Origin of the sequence: Shimia sp. MIT910701, from assembly GCF_047126315.1 — a bacterium.
Classification (GTDB): Bacteria; Pseudomonadota; Alphaproteobacteria; order Rhodobacterales; family Rhodobacteraceae; genus Shimia.
In genome coordinates this window covers 70,728-95,305 of the sequence record NZ_CP138953.1, presented here as the reverse complement: position 1 = coordinate 95,305, position 24,578 = coordinate 70,728, and the positions used below count along the sequence as shown (strand labels likewise).

Genomic DNA, 24,578 nt, shown 5'->3' with positions numbered 1-24,578 from the left:
TAGGGCAAGGGAGGACGCCATGAAAGCGCAGGTTTTGCATTCATACGATGACGATCTGACAGCGAAGTCTTGGCTGTCCTACGAAGACGTGCCGGACCCAGTGATTTCCAAGGGCTCGGACGTGATCGTACGGATCGGAGGCGCTGGGGTCTGCCGGACAGACCTGCATGTGATCGAAGGCACCTGGCGTCCGCACATGGATCCACATGGCAACACTCTCTTGCCCATCATTTTAGGGCACGAAAACGCGGGCTGGATAGAAGAACTCGGACCTGAGGTTGAAGGGTTGCAAAGGGGTGATCCCGTAATCCTTCACCCTAAGATCACAGATACGAATGTTCTAAGACGCCACAGCGAGGACATGCACGGAGCAGGCCCCCTTCCCGGTTTGGACCGAAATGGCGGCTTTGCGGAAGCCATGGTTACCTCGGCGCGCAGCCTGGTTTCGCTGCCGAAGTCGCTACCGCCGAAAGAAGTCGCCCCCTATGCGAACGCAGGCCTTACCGCCTATCGCGCGGCCAAACGTGCAACCCAGAAGCTGTTGCCGGGCCAGACCTGCGCGATCATTGGTGCGGGTGGGCTTGGTCATATTGCCATTCAAATTGTACGCGCGATGTCCGCGGCAGAGATCATAGTAATCGATAGCAACCACGCTTCTTTGCAGCTCGCGGCAGAGTGCGGCGCGGATCACTTGGTGAAGGCAGACGGCGGCGAAGTTGATGCTGTCATGTCCCTTACCAAAGGAAATGGAGCCGAGGCCGTACTCGATTTTGTCGGCGAGACGGGCACGACAAGTAAGGGCCTCGCCATGACCCGCCAAGCGGGAAGCTATTACATCGTGGGCTACGGCGAGGACATCCGTGTCTCTGCCTTTGACCTCGTCATCAACGAAAAGAACATCATCGGAAACCTCGTCGGCACATGGGCAGAACTGTCCGAGCTGATGGAGTTAGCGCATCGCGGATTGGTTCAACTCGAAACTCAAGAGTTTGATCTGGCGGATGCGAACACAGCTCTTCGCGCTTTGCTCGAAGGCAAAATCAAGGGACGGGCGGTGCTCGTTCCCTAAGACGTTTCTTATCATCTTGGGAGGAAAATATGAAACAATCACTCACTGGGTCGATTTCGGCCTTGGCGATTGCCGCTGCAGGTCTTCTGCCGCCAACTTTTGCCAATGCGGAAGACTACACCAAATATGGCATCGACTCCGATCTACCGGGCACTTGTAACTATGCGTCGATCGACGCCAAGGATTATTCAGGCGAGACGCTGAATGTCATCACCCACGCAATCCCGGTGATTGGCGAACCAACCGCGCTACATGCAGAGCAGTTTGCAGAGCTGACCGGCGCTGAAGTGAATGTTGTTCACGTCCCATTTGGCGACCTGTTTCAGCGCATCATGATCCCGTTCCAATCCGGCCAGAACGCCTATGACGTTTTGTTTTATGCGTCTCTGTGGATTGGCGATTTCAATCGCTTCCTGGCACCTGTCCCAGAGGCTTACACCAACTCATCCGGCATGTCCGACGTGACCGATAGCTTTAAAGGCGTTGCCACTTGGAACGGTCAAATGATCCAATATCCGATGGACGGAGACCGCCATTATCTCAAGTATCGCACCGATGTGTTTGAAAACCCTGACATGCAGGCGAAATTCAAAGACGCGACCGGCCGCGATCTGACGGTTCCTGCTACATGGGAAGAATACAACGAAGTCGCAAGCGTCTTCTCCGGTTTTGATTGGGACGGGGACGGCGAACTGAATTATGGCTCTGCCGAAGTGGCCAAACGTGACGACTTGATGTTCTCGGCTTTTATTAGCCGGGCGGCACCCTACGCGAAACATCCAGATGTGGGTGGGGGGTTCTTCTTTGACATCGAAACCATGGAACCGCTGATCAACACACCTGGTTTCGTGCGCGGCTTGGAGCTGTTTGTCGAAGCGCAGTCGGCCTTCCCTCCGGGTGGTGCGAGCTTTGGTCTTGGTGACGAAATTTTCTCCTTTGGTGGTGGTCAGTCGTTGATGAGCTACTCGTGGGATGATGCCTTCATCCAGGCGCAACAGGAAGACAGCCGTATTCGTAATGCCGTTGGTGCTGCACCACTGCCGGGTGCCAAAGAAGTCTGGAACCGTAAAACGGGTCAGTGGGACAACTTCGAGGAGCCTAACCGCGCACCATACATGACTTGGGGTTGGTCCTCGGCAGTTTCCAAAGACTCCAAAAACCAAGAGATGGCCTTTGATTTCCTTTGCTTCTTCTCCAACGAAGCAAACACGTTCCACGACCTTCAAATTGGCCGCTTTGGTGTGAACCCTTACCGCGACAGCCACTTTGACAGCGCCTTTTGGCAAGGCCTGGGCTGGGATGCCGATGTCGCCGACAGCTACGTGACCACTCTGTCCGAAATGGAGCAAAGCGCCAACCGCGTCTATGACTTGCGCGTTCCAGGTGTTGGTCAGTTCATGTCGTCCATGGCCAACGGTGTCGCCGAGGCAATGGCTGGTCAAAAAACCGCTCAGGAGGCCCTCGACGGTGTTGCAGCTGAATGGTCCGACATCGTCGACCGGATCGGGGCAGATCGCCTGCGTGAAGCCTATGCCAACGTGGTGGTTCTGGAAGACAATTAAGCAACCCCTGTCGTACTGAAGCCGGTGAGGGGCGGTGCGCCGCCCCTCATGAAACTCATATAGGAATTGGATATCGACATGCTGAAGTCAAAGCACTTCTTCCTACTCCCAGCGCTTTTGACCCTTGCGGCAATCATCCTGTTCCCGCTGATTTTCACCGTTCGAGTGAGCTTCTCCAGCTGGGACGTCTACCAAGCGGGTCTAGATTACATAGGCGGGCGCAACTACGCGCGCCTCATTGAGGACACGCGTTTCTGGGAAAGCCTGCTGCGCCTGTCGGGAATGAGTTTCATCACCGTTACGCTGCAATATGCCCTCGGATTTGCGCTGGCGCTTGCGGTATGGAAAAAAATGCCCGGTGGGCGCGTATTCCGGGTTTTGTTTCTGGTCCCGATGATGACCACTCCGGTCGTGATGTCCGTCATCTGGCGTACAGTCTTCCACGAGAGCCTCGGCCCTGCAAACGATTTACTGTCTATGGTTGGCATAGGTCCAGTGCCTTGGCTGTCTTCCGCGACAGGTGCTTTCATCAGCGTTGTCATTGTCGAAGTCTGGCAGTGGACGCCCTTTATGTTCCTGCTACTGCTTGCGGGCCTCGTGTCGCTTCCGCGCGAACCCTACCTTGCCGCCGCAATCGATGGCGCTTCGCCTACACGCACATTCTGGCAGGTCACATTCCCTTTGATGGCCCCGATTTCCATCGGCGCAATTATCATCCGCTTGATCGAAGCCTCGAAGATCATGGATACGGTCTATGTCATGACTTCTGGCGGGCCGGGGACAGCGACTGAAACACCTTCCTACTACATCTACATCCGAGGGCTGCGCGAATTCCAGGTCGGTTATTCGGCAGCGCTATCGCTCGCCTACCTCGTGATAATGATCATCACACTAACGATCATTGCCAAGCTCTTGATGCGCTTTTTGGTCGGAAAGGACGACTGATATGGGACGCACATACAACATCATCAAATACCTCTGCCTTTTAGCTTGGACGACCTTCGTAGTCTTCCCCTTTCTCTGGGCACTCAGCACCTCGTTCAAAGACGCAAATGCCGTAACCAGTGGTGCGCGTTACATCCCATGGGTCGAGTTCGAACCCTCTGTTCAAGGTTGGACCTCGCTCTTCGCGAGCGGCAGTCAGGGCATTAACATTGTGCAGCCGTTCTTGAACTCAGCTTCTGTCACTTTGCTTGCCAGCGTCGTCAGCCTGGGGCTTGGCACTCTGGCCGCTTACGGCCTCAGTCGATTTTCCTACAAAGCTGGCTTTGTGAAGAATTCGGACATCACATTCTTCTTCATTTCACAGCGCATTATGCCGCCAATTGTTCTCGCCATTCCGTTCTTTTTGATGCTCAAGGAGATCCAGGCATTGGATACGATTTTTGGTCTAGTCATCGTCTATGTCGCGCTACTTCTCCCCATCGCGGTATGGGTCATGACCGATTTTTTCGCGTCGATCCCCAAGGAATTGGATGAAATGGCAATGATCGACGGTTGCACACCGATCGGAGCCTTCTTCCGAGTGGTCCTGCCAAACTCCACCGCTGGGCTGGTGGTCGCAGGAATGTTCTGCCTGATCTTTGGTTGGAATGACTTTTTCTTCGCCTTCATTCTGACTTTCACTGAAACGCAGCTCTTGCCTGTCGCCATCGTCTCGCTCAACTCATCGGTGACGCCTTGGTGGTCGCTATCAGCTTTCGCATTGATCTCCGTCACCCCGCTCGCATTGATCGCCATCGTGGTCGAACGTTTCATGTCGCGCGGTTCACTTGCAGGAGCATTCAGATAACGCCATGCTTACTTTAAAAAACCTCTCTACCACCGATCGAAAACGTCCATTGTCCAATTTGGACGCTGATCTAGAAAGCGGCAAAATTTATACTATCCTTGGGCGGACCGGCGCTGGAAAAACAGAGCTTCTGCGTGCCCTGATGGGGCTGGATGGCATCGCTGATGGCCGTCTGGAACTTGACGGCCAAGACCTTGCCAAGCGTCCCGTGCGTCAACGGCAGATGAGCATGGTTTACCAACAGTTCATCAACTACCCGCACCTCACAGTGTTAAAAAACGTTGCCTTTCCGCTGCGCCGTCAGGGGTATTCAGCCGAAGACGCCGATGAACGCGCTTTGTCAGCTCTGACACTTGTCGGTCTGGCCGGATTTGAAGACCGCATGCCATCTGAACTGTCAGGTGGTCAGCAACAACGGGTGGCAATTGCACGCGCGATCGTGAAAAAATCGCGCATCTTGTTGATGGATGAGCCTCTGGCAAATCTCGACTACAAGCTGCGCGAAAAACTCCGTGAAGAATTCCCTCGCCTTCTGGCCGAAAACGCCGATGGCATCATTCTTTATTCCACGACCGAGCCTGCCGAGGCGATGCAGTTGGGTCATGAGATGATCGTTATGCATGAGGGCCAGATCCTTGCGAAGGGCGCGCCAGAAGAGATTTTTGAAGCACCAGCGACTGTCGAGGTTGCAAAGCTGATCAGCGACCCGCCTGTGTCGATAGTGGATGGCAAGGTGGCTGCGGGGCGGATCATTCTCGGTGCAACTGAATTTACGCCGCCCCCCGACCTCGTATTGCCGGCCAATGGCCCTGTCCACGTCGGCATCCGACCGGACGCTCTTTCGGTTGGCGGCGATACGACTGCGAGAGTCGTTTTAGCGGAATTCTCGGGTTCGGATACGATCGTGCATCTGTCGCTCAGCTTCGGATCCGCAGTGATGCTGGTCGAAGGCATCCACGAGTTCGTGCCCGACCAGACGTTTCCGTTTCTTTTGGACACATCCAGTCTGCTGCTGTTCTCAGCAGAAGGTACAAACATCACTGAAAGGCGTTCAAATGGCTGAAATAACGCTTAAAAATTTGGGGCATAGCTACGTCTCTCAACCAAAGTCTGAAGAAGACTACGCGCTAAAACCAGTGGATTTGGTGTGGGAAGACGGCAAGACCTATGCGCTGCTTGGACCATCGGGTTGCGGTAAAACCACAATGCTGAACATCATCTCGGGGCTTTTGCACCCATCTGACGGCCAGCTTCTGTTTGATGGCCGAGACGTGACAAACAAGACCACCTCACAACGCAACATCGCGCAGGTTTTTCAGTTCCCGGTGATATACACCACCAAATCCGTCCGGCGGAACCTGTCATTCCCGTTGGAATGCCGCGACTGGGATCTAAAGAAAATCAGCAGTCGTGTGGCCGAAGTCTCTGAGATGTTGGAACTCGATGACATTTTGGATATGCCCGCGCGCCGCCTAAGTGCAGACCAAAAGCAACTCATTTCGCTGGGCCGCGGATTGGTGCGCGACGATGTGAGCGCGGTTCTACTGGATGAGCCTCTAACTGTGATCGATCCGCAGATGAAGTTTTCCCTGCGCCGCAAGCTGCGTGAGATCAACCGTCATACAGGCACCACAATGATCCTTGTGACCCACGACCAAAGTGAAGCAATGTCTTTCGCGGATGAGGTCGTGGTCATGAAAGACGGATGTGTCCAACAATCAGGACGTCCAGAGCAGTTGTTTGAGCGCCCGGAAAACACCTTTGTTGGCTATTTCATCGGTTCGCCACCCATCAATCTGTTCAACGTTGATGTTGAAGGCGACAGTCTCAACTGCCCAGCCCTAAACTTGAAAGATATTCCGCGGAATCATCTTGAACCAGGTGCTTTGCAGATCGGTATCCGACCAGAGCATCTAAGCTTCTCTGACCCCTCTGAATCAAGTGCAGTCGCGATGGTCGAAGCCTGTGAAAACCTTGGCATCGATCGAATCGTCAGCCTGCGCGCTGTTAATGGTGAGCTTTTCAAAGTGAAATCGCGTCTGCGTCAAAAGATAGACGTAGGCAGTAAGCTTGGAGTCTCCGTAGCGCACAAGGATGTGCTGGTGTTTCAAGACGGAGTACTGACCTAGTCAGCAGACAATCTTGTCGTTGGCGGCTTCTTCCGCTGACGGCAAGATTAATTGACCCTGTTTTTAAACTTGGATTACAGTGGATTTGGGTCGGAATTGACCCGCAGTTTGGTTCTAACCAGGTGTCTGAACCAAAGCATCTCTGATAAAAGTTAGATAGGAAGCCCATACGCACCTACCCAGAATCGGCCCAAGAGGACGGATAAAATGAAAGATTCCATGAGACACAACCCCTGAAGTTCCTGAAGACTAGTGTTTCACGCGAGCGACACAAACCCAGGTCGTGATCAATCATTAGCCTCGAGGGGATAGTCCTCGTAGGTGTCGCTATTGAAAACAAATGCTACGTAAGCAATAGCCGAAGCGGCACAAGTCCGCTTTGTCCCGCACTGCCGACCTATAACTCGCCAAAATGCTGCACCCGAGCGCCAACGGCAGCTTTAGGAAAATTGCAATGCAGCGTTTTGGCTTCCCGCTAGCGACAGTAGTGGGCCGAAAGGCGAACTTTGCAAAGTCAGCTTCCTGCGCATCTCTGCCATTGGTGGCTCACGCAGCATTCGGCACCGCTGCGGTTTCCTATTGAAAGGCTGCTTTCGGGAAATCGGCCTTACAGCTTTGCGCCTGCAGCGGAGAACGTTCTGAGCCTCATATGAATGTCATGAAAGGTCTGAAAGCGGTCGTGCAATACCAAGGCTACGAACGACTGTAACGGTTCCATAGCCCTTGATTCCGTGAAAAGTTGGGGGCGGCACTCAGCGACGGCCCGGAAAGATGGAGGCAACATCGAGTGAGATAGACTTTAGTGGATCGCCTTATTTGGACCAGCGGGCATTCGCACTCGCACCAGAGGCAAATTCAAGCTTGGGGGTACGAAAAGGGGTACCATTGCCTTTAATTGATAATTTTTATATTTATTTACAATTACTTAAATTTACTTTTAAGATCCGCCCCCGGCACCACTTTTACTGAAAAGCTTTGATTGAGTGTTTGAATGACTTGGGCAGAGCCTCTCTACTATATGGCTGGTCGTTAGCGATGAAGTAGGCGATCCGTGGCTTTCTCATTTTGCGGCAGAACCGCGGATTTAGGTCTTCGGAGCGGACTTCCTCACTCAACAATGGTTTGGAACGCTCAATTCAGAGAAAAAAGTGTCGCACGATCCTGAGTTAAGTCGTTGAAATAAAAATTTTGTTTCAAATTCTTGGGTTCGTTTGATCAGCTCAGCGTGACGATTAAGTGGGCGCACTACGTGTCTGAATTTTGCGTTGAGACCGTCACAAAGATTGGATGCGGTTTGCTTTCCTATCGGGTGAGATCGGCCATGGCTTTTGCGCGCGCTTAATCTGGTGAAATGTTCATAGGGGTGAGGACTTGCGCTGTTGATATTGACTCTGTTGTTGATTCAGGAAGCAGCCTATGGAAGGCAAGAAAGTGGTCGAACGCGGCGCGAATGTCGCGTTGCAGATCATGGTGGAGAACAAAACTGATCTTCTCCTTGGCGAGCAACTCTTTATTTTCTCGGTCCAGATCGTGGGCCACAAAAACACATGGTTTCAGTCTACAGTGCTCAAGGGTTTCCAGGATCGCCTTGTTTCCGCCTCCCATTGAGTAAACCGCCTGTAAAGCGGTCACATTCTCTACTCTTTTTGTGAGTTGGTTTGCCGTTGCTGAATGGACTCCACCACCACCTTGTAGCGAGATTATCCGCAGGTTTGGACAGAGATGTAGCAATGCCTCCTTAAATGCGATTTCACGATCCTCCTCTCCCAGGAAGCGCTCGTGGCTGCGGGTTGCCAATACAGCTCCGGACCTGTTCCCCAGAGTTTGGGAAATGAGATAGGCGGCTGTACGTCCGGCGCCTGCATTGTCCAAGCCCACGTAAGCCAATCTGTCGCCGCCGCCGAGATCCGTGACCAAAGTGACCACGGGAATCTTGGACGCGTGGAGTTTGCGCACCGCGGTCCGTATTGCGGGGGTGTCCTTGGCTTTCAGGCACACGCCTTGACTGCCCCGTTTGTGGATACGTTCAAGCGCAGCGACAACTTCTGCCTCTTGCATGATTTCCTGCAACAAAAAGCGCGGTCGACAGACTGCCAAAGTTATATGCGGCAATACCGCCTCCGCCGCGGATTTGACTTCGCGGCTGAAGCGCGCCGGGGCTTCGATCACAAAGTCAAAAAACATACGCCGCCCGCGTGCGGCAAGCTGCGCTTCTTGTGCCGCCAGCTCTTCGATTGCGGCGGTGACCCGTTGTTTGGTCTGGGCACTGACATTGGCGCGATTGTTCAAAACCCTGTCAACGGTTGCTGTGCCAAGGCCGGCTTGCCGTGCAATTTCTTTGATGGGAAAGCGATGTGTCATTGATGTGTTTTTGATGTGTTTTGGGCGGAAAATCAATCTTCACTCCCAGTAAGCTGAGGGCAAATAGGGAGGAAACTGCATGGCGAACAGGGCTGATTTAATCGGGTACTACGATCCCCAACACTGCGACGTGAGAGACTTTGAAGCGTGTCTGGACCAGGTAACACGTCCGGAAAACGTGCCGCTGGCAATGGCAATCGAAAAGAACATTCCCGTCTATGACAGCGGTAAGCTTCTGTCCGCCTTAGAAGGCGGGGGCCGCCGAACGGTGATGACTGAATGGGCGCAGGTATTGCAAAGCGGGGCCGGCATTGTCGTGCTGAAAGGGGCGTACCGTGACACCTGCGTGTTGGATCAGGCCACTGAAATTTACGGCCGAATTATTGAGCAGGAAAAGCAAAACGCGGGCGGAGGCGCGGATCACTTTGCGGCGTCCGGCGCCAATGATCGCATTTGGAATTCGCTTCAGAAGCTTTGCGAGGCCGCCCCTGGTGTTTTCATGCGCTACTTTGCCAATCCGGCGATTTCGGCTGTGTGTGAGGCTTGGCTGGGGCCAAATTATCAAATGACGGCCCAAGTCAATTTGGTGCATCCCGGTGGTGCGGCGCAGCAGGCGCATCGAGATTATCACCTAGGGTTTCAGACTGCGGATGTGAGCGCAGCTTATCCAGCGCATGTGCATGAGGTGTCACCGATTTTGACCCTTCAGGGCGCGGTCGCGCATTGTGACATGCCGTTGGAAAGCGGCCCAACCAAGCTGTTGCCGTTTTCGCAAACCTACAAGCCTGGCTATGCCGCCTGGCGGCGGGAGGATTTCCGAGCGGTGTTTGAGGCGCGTTGCGTGCAATTACCCCTCTCCAAAGGGGACGCCGTCTTTTTTAATCCGGCACTGTTTCATGCCGCTGGCGCAAACAGCAGTTCCGATATCCATCGGTTTGTGAATCTGCTGCAAGTGTCTTCTGCCTTTGGGCAGGCTATGGAGACGGTTGACCGAGAGAAGATGTGCCGTTTGGTGTTTCCCCATGCCGTGCGGGCTTCCTCTGAAGGGACTTTGACGCAGGCTGAGCTCTCAGCAGCTATTGCCGCCACCGCAGAGGGCTACTCGTTCCCGACAAATCTGGACCGCGATCCTCCGTCAAATGGGTTGGCGCCAGAAACACAGGCTGCCTACTTTACGCGTGCCATTGAGGAGGGCTTGAGTGAGGACGAGTTCGGTGCCAGACTTGCAGAAATGAAGACTGTCAAACTGGCGACCTAAGCAAGTTGGTGTGCCTTATTTAGGAAAGAACGGGGCATCGTTAGTTTCACACGATGGCCCGTTTGTTTTTGGGGAGCCTGCTTAGAGTCAGGTGAGGTCGACCGGTTTGCCAGTTTTCAGGGACTGATCCGCCGCATCTGCCAGTAACTGCGCCTGCAAGCCGTCTTCAATGCTTGGCGCTGGCGGCGTGCTGTTTGCGGCGGCGTCAACAAAATGCGCCATCTCGGCACGATAGGCCGCTTCATACCGCTCCAAGAAGAAGTGTTGCACCGGCGCCCGTGCGAAGCCAGCCTCAGTCGCCATTTCGACCGTTGTTTCGTGCACGTTTTCGGCACGTAACATGCCGCGTGATCCGTGCACTTCGATCCGTTGGTCGTACCCATAGCTTGCGCGTCGCGAGTTGGTGATTTGACAGATTTTGCCGCTGGCTGTGGAGAGCGTGACTGCAGCGGTATCCACATCACCGGCTTTGCCGATTTCCGCATCCACAAGCGCAGACCCGATGGCGTAAACGCGAACGGGGTTCTCTCCCAACAGGAAACGGGCCATGTCCAAGTCGTGGATCATCATGTCGCGGAAAATGCCGCCGGAGCTTTTGATGTAGCTGACCGGGGGCGGGGAAGGGTCGCGAGATTGAATTGTGATGATCTCAGTGTCGCCAATCTGGCCTTGCTGCAGTCGCGCCTGCAAGTCAGCGAAGTTTGGGTCAAAACGCCTGTTGAAGGCCGTCAGGAACGGCACACCAGCGGTTTCAACAACAGCTTTGCAGTCGCGAATTCTGTCGGAAGACAGGTCCACAGGTTTCTCGCAAAAGATGGCTTTGCCCGCTATGGCGGCGGCGTGAATGAGGTCGTAGTGGGTGTCGGTTGGCGTACCAATGACAACTGCGTCGACATCCGCGCTGTTGATCAGCTCCATGGCATCCATGACCTTGGCGTTTGTCTGGTTGGCCAAGTCCCGAGCAGGCGCCGGGAAGGCGTCGGCCACCGCCGTGACAGTAGCGCCCTCAATCTGTGATATGGATCGGGCGTGCACCTGGCCGATCCGGCCGCACCCCAATAGTCCAATACGTGTCATCTATGCCCCCTTGAAGCTGCGCAAGACTTGGCGGGTTTTGGCCACCAATGGATCGTGGGTCTCTTTCAGAATCTGCACGCGATCAAAGCGCGTTGGGTCGGCGTTCACTGCCGCGCGCATCGCGTCGCCAAACGCCATGCGCAGTTCTGTTCCTATATTGAATTTGCAAATCTTGGAGTCACGCGCCAAGGCTTGCCTTTGTGCCACGGGCACACCGGAGCCGCCATGGATTACCAAGGGCACGTCGGTCAAAGCTTCAATGGCGTTGATGCGGTCAACGTCCAGCCCGCCTTCTTTGTCTTGTTGCAGATGCAAATTCCCGACGGAGATCGCCATAGCGTCAACGCCAGTGTCCCGCGCAAATTGTGCAGCTTCTTCAGGATCGGTACCGGCTGAGCCTTCGCCGCCTGAGTAGCCGACAAAGCCGATTTCCCCTTCGCACGACACGCCCGCCGCATGCGCCATTTCGGCAATCACGGCAGTGTCGTGGATGTTTTGCGTCAAAGGTGTGCGCGAGCCATCAAACATCACCGAAGTGAAGCCGCTTTCGATGGCGATGCGGCACTCGTCTGCCGTGTAGCCGTGATCGAGATGCGCGACGACGGGCACGGAGGCGTTTTCCGCGAGATGCGTGAACATTTTTCCCAGCACAGGAAGCGGTGTGTGCTCCCGACAAGAGGGACCGGCCTGCAAAATCACCGGCACGTTTTCCGCTTCTGCCGCTGCCACATAAGCGCGCATGTCTTCCCAGCCAAGCGTGACCAATCCGGCCACGGCATAACCGTCCTTCAGCGCCGGCTGAAGGACATCTTTTAATGTCACCAGGGTCATTTGAACTTCGCAACCATATCCATAATGCCGGGGATCGTGTGCAGCTGTTCCTCATGGGTTGGCTGGAAATACTGCTTCAGGCTGCGTTGGCTCAACCCGCCGAGGATGGTGAAGTAATACATCTGATAGCCGGGCAGCACGGCGCAGGGGTGATAGCCTTTGTCGAGCATGATCGTTGAGCCATCCATGATGTGATACGCGTCGCCTGGCTTGTTATCTTCGCGCTGCAGCATTTGAACGCCAGAGCCGTAGTTCGGCTTGAAACGGAAGTTGTAGGTTTCGTCGTGGCGGGTTTCGATCATCTCGCCGTCTGCGCCCTTACGGTCCGTGTCATGCTTGTGAGATGGGAAACCGGACCAGCCGCCTTCGCCGACCGTGAAGAGTTCACTGACCAGAAGACGGCCCACTTTGTCATGGTGGTTGGCGCCGAGGATGTGTTTGATCTTGCGATGGGTTTTGGTGTCGTCGGAGCCGTATTGCACCAGATCAAGCTCCGGCACGCGCACGTCAAACGGCTCGAGAACTTTGTCGTATTTGGCACCCGCAATGAAGGTTTCGGTGGTGTCGGTTTTGCAGGTGATGCGCACGGTCGCACCAACCGGCACATAGACCCCTTCAGGATCGCCGTCCCAGACGTCTTCTGTTCGGTTGCCCAGGTCAGGATAGACTGCGCCCTCTACATCGACATCCACGGTGCCGGTGGCCGGTACCACACAGGTTTCGTAGCCGGGCACAGCGTATTCAAACACTTCACCACGTTTGAGTTTCACGATGTTGAAGTAGTTCAGCGGCACCAGGTCATGGTTCGCATCAACGATGGGTTTGTTCTGGTTGTCATGGGGCGCAATGTGCATTGGGCTCTCCTTTCAAAGAGTTGGTCCGGAGTGCGAGGACAAAAAGGCCTCAAGCTCGGTGGTTGTGGGCATGGCGTTGGCGCAGCCGGGCTGGGACACCACAATGGAGGCGCAGGCGGAGCCGCGCAGGACGGCGTCGCGGAGGCTGTGGCCTGTGGCGATTGAGGCAAGGAGGCCAGCCATAAAGCTGTCTCCGGCGCCGTTGGGCTTGACGGCGGTGACGGGGTAGATGCCGGTGCGGATTTCTTCACCAGCACTCAGCGTGATGGCGCCTTCATGGCCCATTTTGTAGATCACCAGCTTGCCGCTGGCGGCCAATTCCCGCGCCTTATCGAGGCCTTTTCCGATGCCACCCGCCATGAAGCCGAATTCTTCATCGTTGCCAACAATCAAGTCGCTGGCGTCGCCCGCGCGCGATAGCACGTCAGCGGCCACTTCTGCAGATGGCCAGCTGTATGGGCGGTAGTCGATGTCAAATATCACCGGCAGACCGGCGGCCTTCGCATTGTCAAAAGCGCGAAAGGTTGCGGACCGCGATGGTTCGGCGGCAAAGACCGTTCCCGCGGTTATGAGCGCGGTGAATGCGCGGTAGTCAACCGCGTCCATATCCTCGTCTGAGACTTGAAAATCCGCCGCACCGTTGCGGTAGATCACGTTCTGGAAGTCTTCGATGCAGCTTTCGTAGACCGCCAGTGACGTCCGGGCTTCTCCACCGACAGAACGGACGTAGCGCGTGCCGACGCCGTAGTCCTGTAGGCGGTTGAAGCAAAACCGGCCTACTGCGTCGTCAGACACTGAGGTGACAAGGGACGCCTCCGATCCAAGCTTCACCAGACCGGCGCAGATATTGGCGGAGGATCCGCCCAGGTCCGCGCGGAAGGTGGTGGCATCCTCGCTTTTAACTCCAATGGGGTCGGCAAACATGTCCATGCCTGCGCGCCCAAACACCGCAAAGCGATTGCCCTTGATGGCGTCAATCAAAGTCATCACACACCCCGACGCTGTTTGACGCGGCTGGCTTCCCACGCAATATGCGCTTCGCGCACAGAGTCATCTTCGGTGATGTGAGGGGTGCCTACCTCCCACCAAGCATGACCTTCTGTGGTCCAGCCTTCGTAGGGGTCTACGTCCATGACAATGACATAGGTCTTGTCGCTGGCCTTAGCCCGTTTGAAGGCTTCCGCCAACTCTGCCGGGTTCGCCACTTTCTCGGCTGTTGCCCCCATCGAGGCCGCGTGCGCGGTGAAGTCGACGCCAAAGGCCTCTGGAATTGTCGGGCAGTCCTCCAGCAGATTGTTGAAGCTTTCGTTGCCGGTGTTGTTTTGCAGCTTGTTGATCACGGCAAAACCACCGTTATCCAACACAAGCACGATCATTTTTTTCTGGCTCAGCACAGAAGAATAGATGTCTGAGTTGAGCATCATGTAGGAGCCGTCCCCACAGAAGGTGATGGTGTCTTGATCCGGTTCCCGTTCTGCCTGGGCGATCCGGGCACCCCAGGCCCCCGCGATTTCATAGCCCATGCAGGAGAATCCAAACTCGACGTCCACCGTGCCAATATCCAGCGTGCGCCAGTTGGCGGTGACCTCAGCGGGCAAACCACCCGCGGCCGCCACAACACGATCTCGCGCATCGCAAAGCTCATTCACAACACCAATCGCTTGTGCATAGGAATTGGGGCGGTTGCCGTAGGACACGTTGTCAGCCACGTAAGCGTCCCACTTTTTGCGCTCTTCCTGGGCGAAAGTGACCCATTGTGTGGGCGTTTTCATTTCGAGTTCGCTGTCCAGCGCTGTCAGAGCCAGTTTGGCGTCACCTACCACGGGTAGGGACATGTGCTTGCCGGCGTCATGGCGAGCGGCGTTGATCGAAATGAACTGTGCGTCTTGATCAAAGGCAGTCCAGCTGCCGGTGGTGAAGTCTTGCAATCGGGTGCCAACCGCAAGGATCACGTCTGCTTTTTCGGCAATCGCATTTGCGCTGTCTGAACCGGTGACGCCAATCGGGCCGATGTTCAGCGGGTGGGTAGCGAGCATGTTGGCGCGACCGGCGATGGTCTCAACCACGGGAATGCTGCGTTTTTCTGCAAAGGCGGTGAGTTCAGTGGCCGCCTGTGAGTATTGAACACCGCCGCCTGCAATGATCATTGGGCGCTTTGCTGTTGCAAGCATTGCCGCTGCATCGGCAATTTCCGCCGCATCTGGAGATTGACGGCGGATGCGGTGGACCTTCTTGGCAAAGAACTTTTCGGGGTAGTCGTAAGTCCATCCTTGCACATCCTGCGGCAATCCAAGGAAGGCAGGGCCGCAATCGGCGGGGTCCAACATGGTTGCAAGGGCGTTTGGCAGGGATTGGATCACCTGAGCTGGGTGGGAAATCCGATCCCAGTAGCGCACGATGGGTTTGAAAGCATCGTTCACGCCAAAAGTTGGATCGTTGTAGTTTTCCATCTGCTGCAGCACCGGGTCCGGTAGACGTGTGAGGAAAGTATCCCCGCAGAGCAGCAACATGGGCAGGCGGTTTGCGTGTGCCAATCCGGCGGCTGTCAGCAGGTTGGCCGTGCCAGGACCCGCCGAGGCCGTGCAGAACATGAAGCGTTGGCGCAGCCATTGCTTGGCGTATCCCGCGGCCGCGAATCCCATGCTTTGCTCGTTCTGTCCGCGGTACAGAGGCAGCTCTTCACGCACGCCGTTCAGGGCTTCGCCCAAGCAGGTCACATTGCCATGGCCAAAGATGCCGAAGCCGCCGCCACAGACGCGCATTTCCTTCCCGTCGATTTCTATGAACTGATTGGAAAGCCAACGAATAATTGCCTGCGCTGTGGTGAGGCGGATAGTGGTGTTTTCTGTCGTCATCTTTGCGCGACCCTTCTGGAGCATTTGGCGGAATCTGAGGGTTCCGAACGAATGCGGCTTGCGAGTTTTCGAATCTCAAGATACAAGTTTTGCAACCGGTTGCAAATTGAATTTCAAAAAGGAGGCTGCGCGGTGACTGAGATCGGGATCGGCATTTGTGGCGGCGGCTATATGGGCAAGGCCCATGCGGTTGCGATGGCCTCTGTGGGGGCGGTGTTCAACACTGCGCTGCGTCCGCGTCTGGAAATGGTCTGCGCGTCGTCTCCCGAGAGCGCGCAGCGGTATCAAAAAGCTTACGGATTTGCGCGATCTACTGGAGACTGGCGCGCATTGGTGGCTGATCCGAAGGTCGAGGCCGTGGTTATTGCCTCACCGCAGGAGACGCATCGTGAGATTGCTGAGGCTGCTTTTGCATTGGGTAAGCCTGTGCTTTGCGAGAAACCATTGGGTGCGTCGATGGAAGATGGCGCGGCGATGGTTGCTGCAGCGGAGACTGCTGGCGCGGCCAATATGGTTGGCTTCAACTACGTGCGCACGCCTGCAACCCAGTTTGCGCGCGATTTGATCGCCCAAGGTGAAATTGGGGATGTGACTTGGTTTCGCGGTGAGCACACCGAGGATTTCTATGCTGACCCGGACACACCGGCCAGTTGGCGCACGCAGGGTATGGCCAATGGCACGATGGGCGACTTGGCGCCGCATATGGTCAACTGCGCGCTGGCGTTGATGGGGCCGATTTCCAAGGTTCTGGGTGAGGTGGAGACCGTTCATGCGGAGCGGCCCGGTGGCGCTGTGACCAACGATGACCATGCGCAAATGATGTGCCGGTTTGAGAGCGGCGCCATGGGGCATATGTATTTCTCGCGCATCGCGACCGGGCGCAAGATGGGCTATGCCTATGAAATATCGGGCACAAAGGGCGCAATTCGCTTTGATCAGGAGGATCAAAATGCGCTTTGGCTCTATCGTATGGAGGGTGCGGAGGCGACGCGAGGGTTTGTGAAAATCCTGACCGGTCCTGCGCATCCCGATTACGAGCCGTTCTGCCAGGGGCCAGGGCACGGAACGGGTTATCAAGATCAGATCATCATCGAATCGCGGGATTTCCTGCGGGCGATCGAAACAGGGGAGGCGGTGTTCCCGACCTTCCGAGACGGACATGAGGTGAATCGTGTCATTGCGGCTGCGTTGGCCAGTCATGATGCGAAAACCTGGAAACATATCAACAGCTTCTGACTTTGGAGTGAGCGAAATGAGCATTCGGATTGGCAATGCACCCTGTTCCTGGGGCGTGGAGTTTGCGGAGGACGACCGCAATCCAACCTGGCAAACCGTTTTGAAACAGTGTGCCGAGGCGGGCTACAAGGGGATTGAGCTTGGGCCTGTGGGCTTCATGCCGGAGGACCCGGCGGTGCTGGGAGAGGCTTTGGCCGAGCATGATTTGGAGCTGATCGGCGGGGTTGTGTTCCGCGCCTATCACGATCCGGACGCATGGGACGATGTGCTGGATGCCACCCACCGCACGGCCAAGGCGCTTCAGGCGCATGGGGCGCAACATCTTGTTTTAATTGATTCAATCTCTCCGCGTCGAGCGCCAACCGCTGGGCGTGTGGGGGAGGCTGAACAGATGGATAAGGCCGAGTGGACCGCCTATCGGGATCGTATTGCTGAGACCGCGCGGATCGGGAGCGAAGAGTATGGGTTGACCGTTGGTATTCATGCGCACGCTGCTGGGTTCATGGACTTTGAGCCGGAGCTGGAGCGTTTGCTGAATGAGGTTGACGAAAGCATCTTGAAGATCTGCTTTGACACCGGACACCACAGCTACGCAGGCTTTGATCCCGTGGCCTTCATGAAGAAACACATTGGCCGCATTTCCTATATGCACTTCAAAGACATAGATCCGAAGGTGAAGGCCGAGGTGATCGCCAATCGCACCGGATTCTATGATGCCTGTGGTCAGGGGATCTTCTGTAATCTCGGTGACGGAGATGTCGATTTCCCAGCCGTGCGTCAGGTGCTTTTGGATGCCGGATTTGAAGGCTGGTGCACGGTGGAGCAGGACTGCGACCCACTTCTGGACCCGGATCCTGTGGGCGATGCGCGCAAGAACCGTGAGTATCTGGAATCCATCGGATTCAGCTAAATCTGGACGTCGGTATGACGTCTGTATCACGACTGTATTGCGGAGGTGCCAAATTCTGGCACCTCAGGTGACATCATGAGGAGGAGACAAGCTCATGACAAAGCTGAAATGGGGCATGATTGGCGGCGGCGAAGGCAGCCAGATTGGGCCAGCTCACAGATTGGGGGCGCTTGCGGATGGGCGGTTTGAATTTGCTGCCGGCGCGTTGGATCATCGCCCGGATGTGGGTAAGGAGTATGCGCAGCGTCTCGGTGTGGCCGAAGATCGGGCGTATGGTGATTGGCAGGAGATGCTTGCCGGCGAGCGGGGCCGTGATGACCGGATCGATCTGGTCACGGTGGCCACGCCCAACTCGACGCACTTTGAGATCACCAAGGCGTTTCTTGAGAGCGGTTTCAATGTGCTTTGCGAAAAGCCAATGACCATGACCGTCGAGGAAGGCGAAGAAATCGTGAAGGTCGCTGAGAAGAGCGGCAAGATCTGCGCAGTGAACTACTGCTACTCGGCGTATCCAATGGTGCGTCAGGCGCGAGCGATGGTTCGGGCGGGTGAGATTGGCAAAGTGCGTTTGGTGGTCACAAACTTCAGCCATGGGCATCACGGCGACGCCACAGATGCGGATAACCCGCGTGTGCGTTGGCGCTATGATCCGGCGATGGCCGGGGTGTCCGGGCAGTTTGCGGACTGTGGCATCCATGCGATGCATATGGCCGGGTTCATTGCCGATGATGAGGTCGAAAGCCTGTCAGCCGACTTTGCCTCCACCATTGCCAGCCGTGAGTTGGAAGATGACGCGATGGTCAATTTCCGTATGAGCGGCGGCACGGTTGGGCGGCTCTGGACATCTTCGGTGGCGATTGGCCGGCAGCACGGCTTTGATATTCAGGTGTTTGGCGAGACCGGCGGTCTGCGCTGGGCTTCAGAGCAGCCAAACCAGTTGATCTACACGCCCGTTGGCGGGCGCACGCAGATCATTGAAAAAGGTGAGGGCGGTCTGCACGAAGATGCGCAGCGTTTGAGCCGTGTGGCGATTGCGCATCCCGAAGGCTTCCCTCTGGCGGTGGCCAATATCTACTGTGATTTGGCGGATGCCATTTCCGGCGAGCTGCGTGATGGATTGCCAAATGCCGCGGACGGCGTGCGGTCCATGGCGGCGGTCTACACGGCGGTGGCCTCTGCGAAAGATGGCGGTGCCTGGATCGATGCCCGTCCACCTATGTTCCGCTGACGGAGAGCTGAGGCTGCGCCAAGTGGTGTGGCCTCAGACCTCTGCCTTCAAGGTGCCGCGCTCCACGATAGAGCATGGGAAAATCCGGGTTTCCGGATAGCGCTCCGGGTCGTCCAGCATCGCCACCATCAGCTCTATTGAGCTCGTTACAATCTGGCGGATTGGTTGGTGAATGGTGGTCAGGTCGATGTTTTCCCATCGTGACATTTCCATGTCGTTGAGGCCGATAAGGCCAATGTCGTCCGGGCAGGCCAGGCCGCTGTCATCAATGGCGGACAGTGCGCCAATGGACAGAACGTCGTCGCCGCAGAAGTAGGCTTGTGCAGGGCTGTATTTTATCAGCCTGAGCATTTCGCGACGTCCGGCATCAAAGGAGTAGGCGTCTGCAAAGGAGTAACTGGCCTTGATGCCCGGATTGGCTGACATCTCTGACATAAAGCCTGTGTAGCGATCCTGGGTCGAGGTGGCGCCTTCCGGGCCGCCCATGAAGCCCAGATGCGTGTAGCCGCGCTCAATAAGTTCGCGAGCAGCCATGCGGCCACATTCAACGTTGTCAATTCCCACGACGTGCACCTGCGGCGCTGATGAGGCCCGTCCAAAAGAATGCACCACAGGAACGCCTGCATCGCGAAAGGCTTTGGCAAATCCCGGGGGGAGCGTGGAGGAGGCGACCACCACGCCGTCTACAGAATATTGGCGTAACATACGGACCGAGTTCTCGGGGTCGGTCTCGTCAGTGAGGTTCACCAGCAAGGGGCGCAGTCCACGGTCCTGTAGTCCGCGGGTGAACAGGTCAAAGACTTCCAGAAAGATCGGGTTGTGAAAGTTGTTGGACACAAGGCCGATCAATTTGGTGCGCCCGGTTGTGAGGGAAGAAGCCAGGGCGTTGGGGCTATAGCCCAGCTCTTTGGCGGCCTTTTCGACTTTGCGCCGCATCTTGTCGGAAACAGAAGCGCCGTCGGTGAAGGTGCGCGATACGGCTGACCGTGAAACGCCTGCGCGTTCTGCAACCTCTTTCAAAGTGACGGCCATTTTTTGTCGGTCCTTAGTTCGTTATGACGGCTTGTTTACAAGGTTTTTTTAATAAGTGCAGCATGAAACAGCGCCTGCAATTTTGCAACCGGTTGCAAAATGGGTTGGAGTGTGGTTTAAATTGAGTCGGAGAGGCGGGAACAGCCGCCCACGTGCCATGAAGACGTGATTTTGGGAGGAAAACATGACGTCAATTACAAAGAAGCTGGCTCTGGCCGCTGCCGTGGTGGCAGCACCGTTTGCCGTGGCAACTTCGGCAGTGGCCGAAGGTGAGAAATATGTTCTGGTCAGCCACGCACCGGACAGCGACAGCTGGTGGAACACAATCAAAAACGGCATCGCGCTTGCGGGCGATCAGATGGGTGTTGAGGTTGAATACCGCAACCCGCCAACCGGTGACCTCGCCGACATGGCGCGTATCATTGAGCAGGCCGCGGCCTCCGGTCCAAACGGCATCATCACCACTCTGTCTGATTACGATGTCCTGTCCGGTCCAATCAAAGCGGCAGTGGACAGTGGCGTTGACGTGATCATCATGAACTCCGGCACGCCAGATCAGGCGCGCGAAGTTGGTGCGCTGATGTATGTGGGTCAGCCAGAGTATGACGCAGGCTATGCAGCGGGTGTACGCGCCAAAGGTGACGGCGTGGGCAGCTTCCTCTGCGTGAACCACTACATTTCTTCGCCATCTTCGACCGAGCGCTGTCAGGGCTTTGCCGATGGTCTGGGCGTGGATCTGGGTGACCAGATGATCGACAGTGGCCAAGACCCGGCAGAGATCAAAAACCGTGTTCTGGCGTATCTGAATGCCAACCCGGAAACCGACGCCATTCTGACGCTTGGCCCAACATCCGCAGATCCAACCCTGTTGGCGCTGGATGAAAACGGCATGGCTGGTGACATCTACTTTGGCACCTTTGACCTCGGTGAAGAGATCGTGAAAGGCATTAAGGCCGGCGTGATCAACTGGGGCATCGACCAGCAGCCATTCCTGCAGGCCTACCTGCCGGTTGTGGTGCTCACCAACTACCACCGCTACGGCGTTCTGCCAGGCAACAACATCAACTCCGGCCCTGGTTTTGTGACCGCAGACGGCCTGGAGAAAGTTGAAGAGTTCGCGGGCGAATACCGCTAAGCGTCACTCACTTCGCGCGGGGCGCTTGCATTGGCGCCCCTCGCACACTGTACTCCAAATCCTACAATTCAGACCAAACGGGAGATGTCGCATGACAAGCGCGACGCAGCCCACGGCCAACACCGACGAACGCGTCAAGGAAATTTCCAGTTTCCGCAATGCGTTGATCCGCCCAGAACTGGGTGGGATTGTCGGCACCGTCGCCGTGTTCACTTTTTTCCTTCTCTTCGCTTTTGACAGCGGGATGTTCAACAGCCAGGGCATCATGAACTGGAGCCAGATCTCGGCGCAATTCATGATCATCGCCGTTGGGGCCTGTCTGTTGATGATCGCAGGGGAGTTTGATCTCTCGGTTGGCTCGATGATCGGTTTCGCGGGGATGCTGATTGCGATTTTCAGTGTGACGCTCGGCTGGCCGGTTTGGATGGCGATTATTGTCACTTTCGTGATTGCCGTGTCCATCGGTGCGTTAAACGGGTTCATCGTGGTGCGCACCGGGCTGCCAAGCTTTATCGTGACCTTGGCGTTCCTGTTTATCCTGCGCGGCTTTGCGATCTACCTGCCGCAGACCATCGAGCGCAAAACCATCATTGGCGGCGTAAGCGACGTTGCTGAGGGGGATTGGTTGGCGGCCGTGTTTGGCGGCAAGATCTTCACCGGCTTTTTCCAGTGGATGGGCGACAACGGCATCATTGCGGTGTTTGAGCGCGGCACCCGTAAAGGGCAGCCCGTGGTCGAAGGCCTGCCAATGCTGATCGTTTGGGCCATTGGTCTGGTGATTGTCGGGCACATCATTTTGACCAAAACCAAGTTCGGTAACTGGATCTATGCGGCTGGTGGCGACGCTGAGGCGGCGCGGAACTCTGGTGTGCCGGTGAACAAGGTGAAAATCCTGATGTTCATGTTCACCGCCTTCTGCGCGACTGTGTTTGCTGTGTGTCAGGTTATGGAGTTCGGCTCTGCCGGTGCAGACCGCGGCTTGCTCAAGGAGTTTGAAGCTATCATCGCGGTGGTTATTGGGGGAGCGTTGCTGACCGGTGGCTACGGATCGGTGATTGGGGCCGCGCTTGGCGCGTTGATCTTCGGCGTGGTGCAGCAAGGTCTGTTCTTTGCCGGTGTGGAAAGCTCTCTGTTCCGCGTTTTCCTTGGCGTGATCCTGCTGGGGGCAGTAATCCTGAACACCTACATCCGTCGCATCATCACAGGGGAGCGCTGATATGAACCCTGAACATGCTCCCATCATTCAAATGAAAAACATCGAGAAACACTTTGGCCGCGTGATCGCATTGGCGGGTGTTTCGGTCGATATCTTTCCCGGCGAGTGTCATTGTTTGCTTGGCGACAACGGCGCGGGGAAGTCGACTTTCATCAAAACCATGTCCGGTGTGCATAAGCCGACCAAAGGAGAGATCCTATTTGAAGGTCAGCAGATGCATTTTGCCGACCCGCGTGATGCGATTTCTGCCGGGATTGCGACGGTGCACCAGCACCTGGCCATGATCCCTTTGATGTCGGTGAGCCGGAACTTCTTCATGGGCAATGAGCCGGTGAAGAAGATCGGCCCAATGAACTTCTTCGATCACGATTACGCCAATAAGGTCACGATGGACGAGATGCGCAAAATGGGCATCAACCTTCGCGGGCCGGATCAGGCGGTTGGTACTTTGTCAGGCGGTGAGCGGCAGACAGTCGCGATCGCGCGCGCGGTTCACTTCGGGGCAAAGGTCTTGATCTTGGACGAACCAACCTCCGCATTGGGTGTGAGGCAAACGGCGAACGTTCTGGCGACCATCGACAAGGTGCGCAAGCAGGGCGTGGCTGTGGTGTTTATCACCCACAACGTCCGCCACGCGCTGGCGGTTGGAGATCGCTTTACGGTGCTTAATCGCGGTCAAACCCTAGGCACGTCGCAATGCGGGCAGATCACCCCGGATGAGCTGCAGGATATGATGGCCGGCGGCCAGGAACTGGTTGCGCTGGAAGACAGTCTCGGCGGCACCGTTTAGAAGATCGAAGCCAACTGGTGTTGCGCTCTATATCAATGCAAAGTCCCCTCCCGTGGTTTCGGGGTGGGGCATTAGCTGCGCCCTGCAGGCCCGCAGCTTTCTCTCACAACCAAATCGCCGTGAAGCCGCTCATTGGTTTTCTCCGTGCTTTGCCCCTCTAACCCATCCAAAAGCACCGCCATGGCGCGCTCGCCAATCTTGTTGCGTGGTTGGCGGATCGTGGTCAGAGCCGGGGTGATGTTGCTGGCAAAGGGAATGTCGTCAAAGCCTATCACGGAAAAATCGCCGGGCACGTCAAACCCACGCAGGCGCAGGGCCGCGATCACGCCAATGGCGGTGTTGTCATTGAAGCAGAAAAAGGCCGTCGGCAGTGTATCCTTGATGAAAAGGCGCTCCACAGCCGCACGCCCGCCTTCGCTGCTGCCATCCCCCTCGACGCGCCAATCGGCCAGTTCTTCGGCGCATTCTGCCAGGCCTTTGCGATAGCCTTCGTGACGCAAATCGGACAGCACATCGCCGGTGCCGCCGCCGACAAACACGATGCGGCGATGGCCAAGTGACACCAGATATTCGGTTGCCATTTTGGAGGCGGCCACGTCGTCCACCCCGACAAAATCGGTCTCGGTGGTCTCCAGAGGGCGGCCCACAGCCACAAGCGGGGGCAGTTGCGTAACCGGATCTTGTGGCGCGCCAGCCACGGGCAGGTGCCCGGTCAGAAGAACAAGCCCATCTGCCACACCCGTTGCCAGAAAGCGCATGTGGTTTTCTTCCAGTGAAATTGCGCCTTCGGTGTTGCCGATCAACACGCCGTAGCCGCGCGCGTGTGCCTCTTTCTCCAGTCCAATCAGCACGCCCGGAAAGTTGGGGTCCGCAATGGAGGGCGTCAGCACCATGACCATCTTGGAGCGTTTCATGCGCAGGTTCTGCGCCATCACATTGGCGGTGTAGCCGGTGCGCGCGATGGCATTGGTCACTTTCTTGCGCGTGCTCTCCGCCACCTTTTCCGGGTTTCGAATCGCGCGGCTGACCGTGGCAATGGAGACGCCGGCCAGCTTGGCGACGTCCTCAATTGTGGCAGATTTCTTGGGTGGCAATGACACGTTTGGCGCGCCTGTTGGTTTGGTGTTTTTGTTTATGCGCACGAGGCGGTTAGGAGCCTTATAGCCGCAATGCGGCATTGTGAAAAGGTTTACAGCGCTCTATGTAAAGGTTTACATGATCGATGAAAACGTTTACATAAATC

General features: G+C 56.2%; 21 protein-coding genes. 13 read left to right on the top strand and 8 right to left on the bottom strand.

Features of this window, described 5'->3' with window-relative positions; all coding sequences use genetic code 11:
* Positions 1–19 precede the first annotated feature (19 nt).
* The 6 genes from SIB38_RS00410 to SIB38_RS00385 all read left to right on the top strand — a co-directional run bounded on the left by SIB38_RS00410 (position 20) and on the right by SIB38_RS00385 (position 6,552).
* A complete protein-coding gene (locus SIB38_RS00410) occupies positions 20–1,069 on the top strand; it encodes an NAD(P)-dependent alcohol dehydrogenase (RefSeq protein ID WP_412551099.1) in 1,050 nt (349 codons plus the stop codon).
* Between the two features lie 29 nt (positions 1,070–1,098).
* A complete protein-coding gene (locus SIB38_RS00405) occupies positions 1,099–2,631 on the top strand; it encodes an ABC transporter substrate-binding protein (RefSeq protein ID WP_412551098.1) in 1,533 nt (510 codons plus the stop codon).
* A gap of 78 nt (positions 2,632–2,709) precedes the next feature.
* Complete coding sequence (locus SIB38_RS00400) at positions 2,710–3,576, top strand: carbohydrate ABC transporter permease (RefSeq protein ID WP_412551097.1); 867 nt, start codon at positions 2,710–2,712, stop codon at positions 3,574–3,576.
* A 1-nt stretch (position 3,577) separates the two neighbouring features.
* On the top strand, positions 3,578–4,423 hold the full coding sequence (locus tag SIB38_RS00395) for a carbohydrate ABC transporter permease (RefSeq protein ID WP_412551096.1): 846 nt from the start codon (positions 3,578–3,580) through the stop codon (positions 4,421–4,423).
* Between the two features lie 4 nt (positions 4,424–4,427).
* The gene (locus tag SIB38_RS00390; protein ID WP_412551095.1) at positions 4,428–5,486 is read left to right on the top strand and encodes an ABC transporter ATP-binding protein; all 1,059 of its coding nucleotides are present in this window, start codon (positions 4,428–4,430) and stop codon (positions 5,484–5,486) included.
* The gene (locus SIB38_RS00385; protein WP_412551094.1) at positions 5,479–6,552 is read left to right on the top strand and encodes an ABC transporter ATP-binding protein; all 1,074 of its coding nucleotides are present in this window, start codon (positions 5,479–5,481) and stop codon (positions 6,550–6,552) included. The genes SIB38_RS00390 and SIB38_RS00385 overlap by 8 nt, the downstream gene beginning before the upstream one ends.
* 1,338 nt (positions 6,553–7,890) lie before the next feature.
* Here SIB38_RS00385 and SIB38_RS00380 read toward each other — a convergent pair.
* The gene (locus SIB38_RS00380; protein WP_294118827.1) at positions 7,891–8,913 is read right to left on the bottom strand and encodes a LacI family DNA-binding transcriptional regulator; all 1,023 of its coding nucleotides are present in this window, start codon (positions 8,911–8,913) and stop codon (positions 7,891–7,893) included.
* Positions 8,914–8,992: 79 nt separating this feature from the next.
* On the opposite strand from SIB38_RS00380, the gene SIB38_RS00375 reads away from it, so the two are divergent.
* Positions 8,993–10,171, top strand: coding sequence for a phytanoyl-CoA dioxygenase family protein (locus SIB38_RS00375; RefSeq protein ID WP_294118828.1), 1,179 nt, complete (start codon positions 8,993–8,995; stop codon positions 10,169–10,171).
* Positions 10,172–10,258: 87 nt separating this feature from the next.
* On the opposite strand, the gene iolG is transcribed toward SIB38_RS00375, so the two are convergent.
* Genes iolG through iolD form a run of 5 tightly spaced genes read right to left on the bottom strand, consistent with a single transcriptional unit; the run spans position 10,259 to position 15,788 of the window.
* Positions 10,259–11,248: an inositol 2-dehydrogenase gene (gene iolG / locus SIB38_RS00370; protein ID WP_294118829.1), complete on the bottom strand. Its 990-nt coding sequence runs from the start codon at positions 11,246–11,248 to the stop codon at positions 10,259–10,261.
* On the bottom strand, positions 11,249–12,079 hold the full coding sequence (locus SIB38_RS00365) for a class II fructose-bisphosphate aldolase (RefSeq protein ID WP_412551093.1): 831 nt from the start codon (positions 12,077–12,079) through the stop codon (positions 11,249–11,251).
* Positions 12,076–12,933 carry a 5-deoxy-glucuronate isomerase gene (locus tag SIB38_RS00360; protein WP_294118831.1) on the bottom strand — a complete coding sequence of 286 codons (858 nt, stop codon included), beginning with the start codon at positions 12,931–12,933 and terminating at the stop codon, positions 12,076–12,078. The genes SIB38_RS00365 and SIB38_RS00360 overlap by 4 nt, the downstream gene beginning before the upstream one ends.
* A gap of 12 nt (positions 12,934–12,945) precedes the next feature.
* The gene (locus SIB38_RS00355) at positions 12,946–13,920 is read right to left on the bottom strand and encodes a PfkB family carbohydrate kinase (protein ID WP_294118832.1); all 975 of its coding nucleotides are present in this window, start codon (positions 13,918–13,920) and stop codon (positions 12,946–12,948) included.
* Complete coding sequence (iolD, locus tag SIB38_RS00350; protein ID WP_294118833.1) at positions 13,920–15,788, bottom strand: 3D-(3,5/4)-trihydroxycyclohexane-1,2-dione acylhydrolase (decyclizing); 1,869 nt, start codon at positions 15,786–15,788, stop codon at positions 13,920–13,922. The genes SIB38_RS00355 and iolD overlap by 1 nt, the downstream gene beginning before the upstream one ends.
* A 132-nt stretch (positions 15,789–15,920) precedes the next feature.
* Between iolD and SIB38_RS00345 the strand changes: the two genes are divergently transcribed.
* From SIB38_RS00345 to SIB38_RS00335, 3 genes are all read left to right on the top strand, one after another.
* Complete coding sequence (locus SIB38_RS00345) at positions 15,921–17,024, top strand: Gfo/Idh/MocA family protein (RefSeq protein ID WP_412551092.1); 1,104 nt, start codon at positions 15,921–15,923, stop codon at positions 17,022–17,024.
* 16 nt (positions 17,025–17,040) lie between these two features.
* Positions 17,041–17,934 carry a TIM barrel protein gene (locus SIB38_RS00340; protein ID WP_294118836.1) on the top strand — a complete coding sequence of 298 codons (894 nt, stop codon included), beginning with the start codon at positions 17,041–17,043 and terminating at the stop codon, positions 17,932–17,934.
* A gap of 94 nt (positions 17,935–18,028) precedes the next feature.
* Positions 18,029–19,162: a Gfo/Idh/MocA family protein gene (locus tag SIB38_RS00335; RefSeq protein ID WP_294118838.1), complete on the top strand. Its 1,134-nt coding sequence runs from the start codon at positions 18,029–18,031 to the stop codon at positions 19,160–19,162.
* Between the two features lie 33 nt (positions 19,163–19,195).
* Here the strand turns inward: SIB38_RS00335 and SIB38_RS00330 are convergent, their stop codons facing one another.
* A complete protein-coding gene (locus SIB38_RS00330) occupies positions 19,196–20,194 on the bottom strand; it encodes a LacI family DNA-binding transcriptional regulator (protein WP_412551091.1) in 999 nt (332 codons plus the stop codon).
* Positions 20,195–20,378: 184 nt separating this feature from the next.
* Between SIB38_RS00330 and SIB38_RS00325 the strand changes: the two genes are divergently transcribed.
* The 3 genes from SIB38_RS00325 (at position 20,379) to SIB38_RS00315 (ending at position 23,335) form a co-directional block, all read left to right on the top strand.
* Positions 20,379–21,329, top strand: coding sequence for a sugar ABC transporter substrate-binding protein (locus SIB38_RS00325; protein ID WP_294118840.1), 951 nt, complete (start codon positions 20,379–20,381; stop codon positions 21,327–21,329).
* 91 nt (positions 21,330–21,420) lie between these two features.
* On the top strand, positions 21,421–22,545 hold the full coding sequence (locus SIB38_RS00320; RefSeq protein WP_294118841.1) for an ABC transporter permease: 1,125 nt from the start codon (positions 21,421–21,423) through the stop codon (positions 22,543–22,545).
* 1 nt (position 22,546) lies between these two features.
* Positions 22,547–23,335, top strand: a complete 789-nt coding sequence (locus SIB38_RS00315) for an ATP-binding cassette domain-containing protein (RefSeq protein WP_412551090.1) — start codon at positions 22,547–22,549, stop codon at positions 23,333–23,335.
* A gap of 71 nt (positions 23,336–23,406) precedes the next feature.
* Here the strand turns inward: SIB38_RS00315 and SIB38_RS00310 are convergent, their stop codons facing one another.
* A complete protein-coding gene (locus tag SIB38_RS00310; protein ID WP_294118843.1) occupies positions 23,407–24,435 on the bottom strand; it encodes a LacI family DNA-binding transcriptional regulator in 1,029 nt (342 codons plus the stop codon).
* Positions 24,436–24,578: the final 143 nt, after the last annotated feature.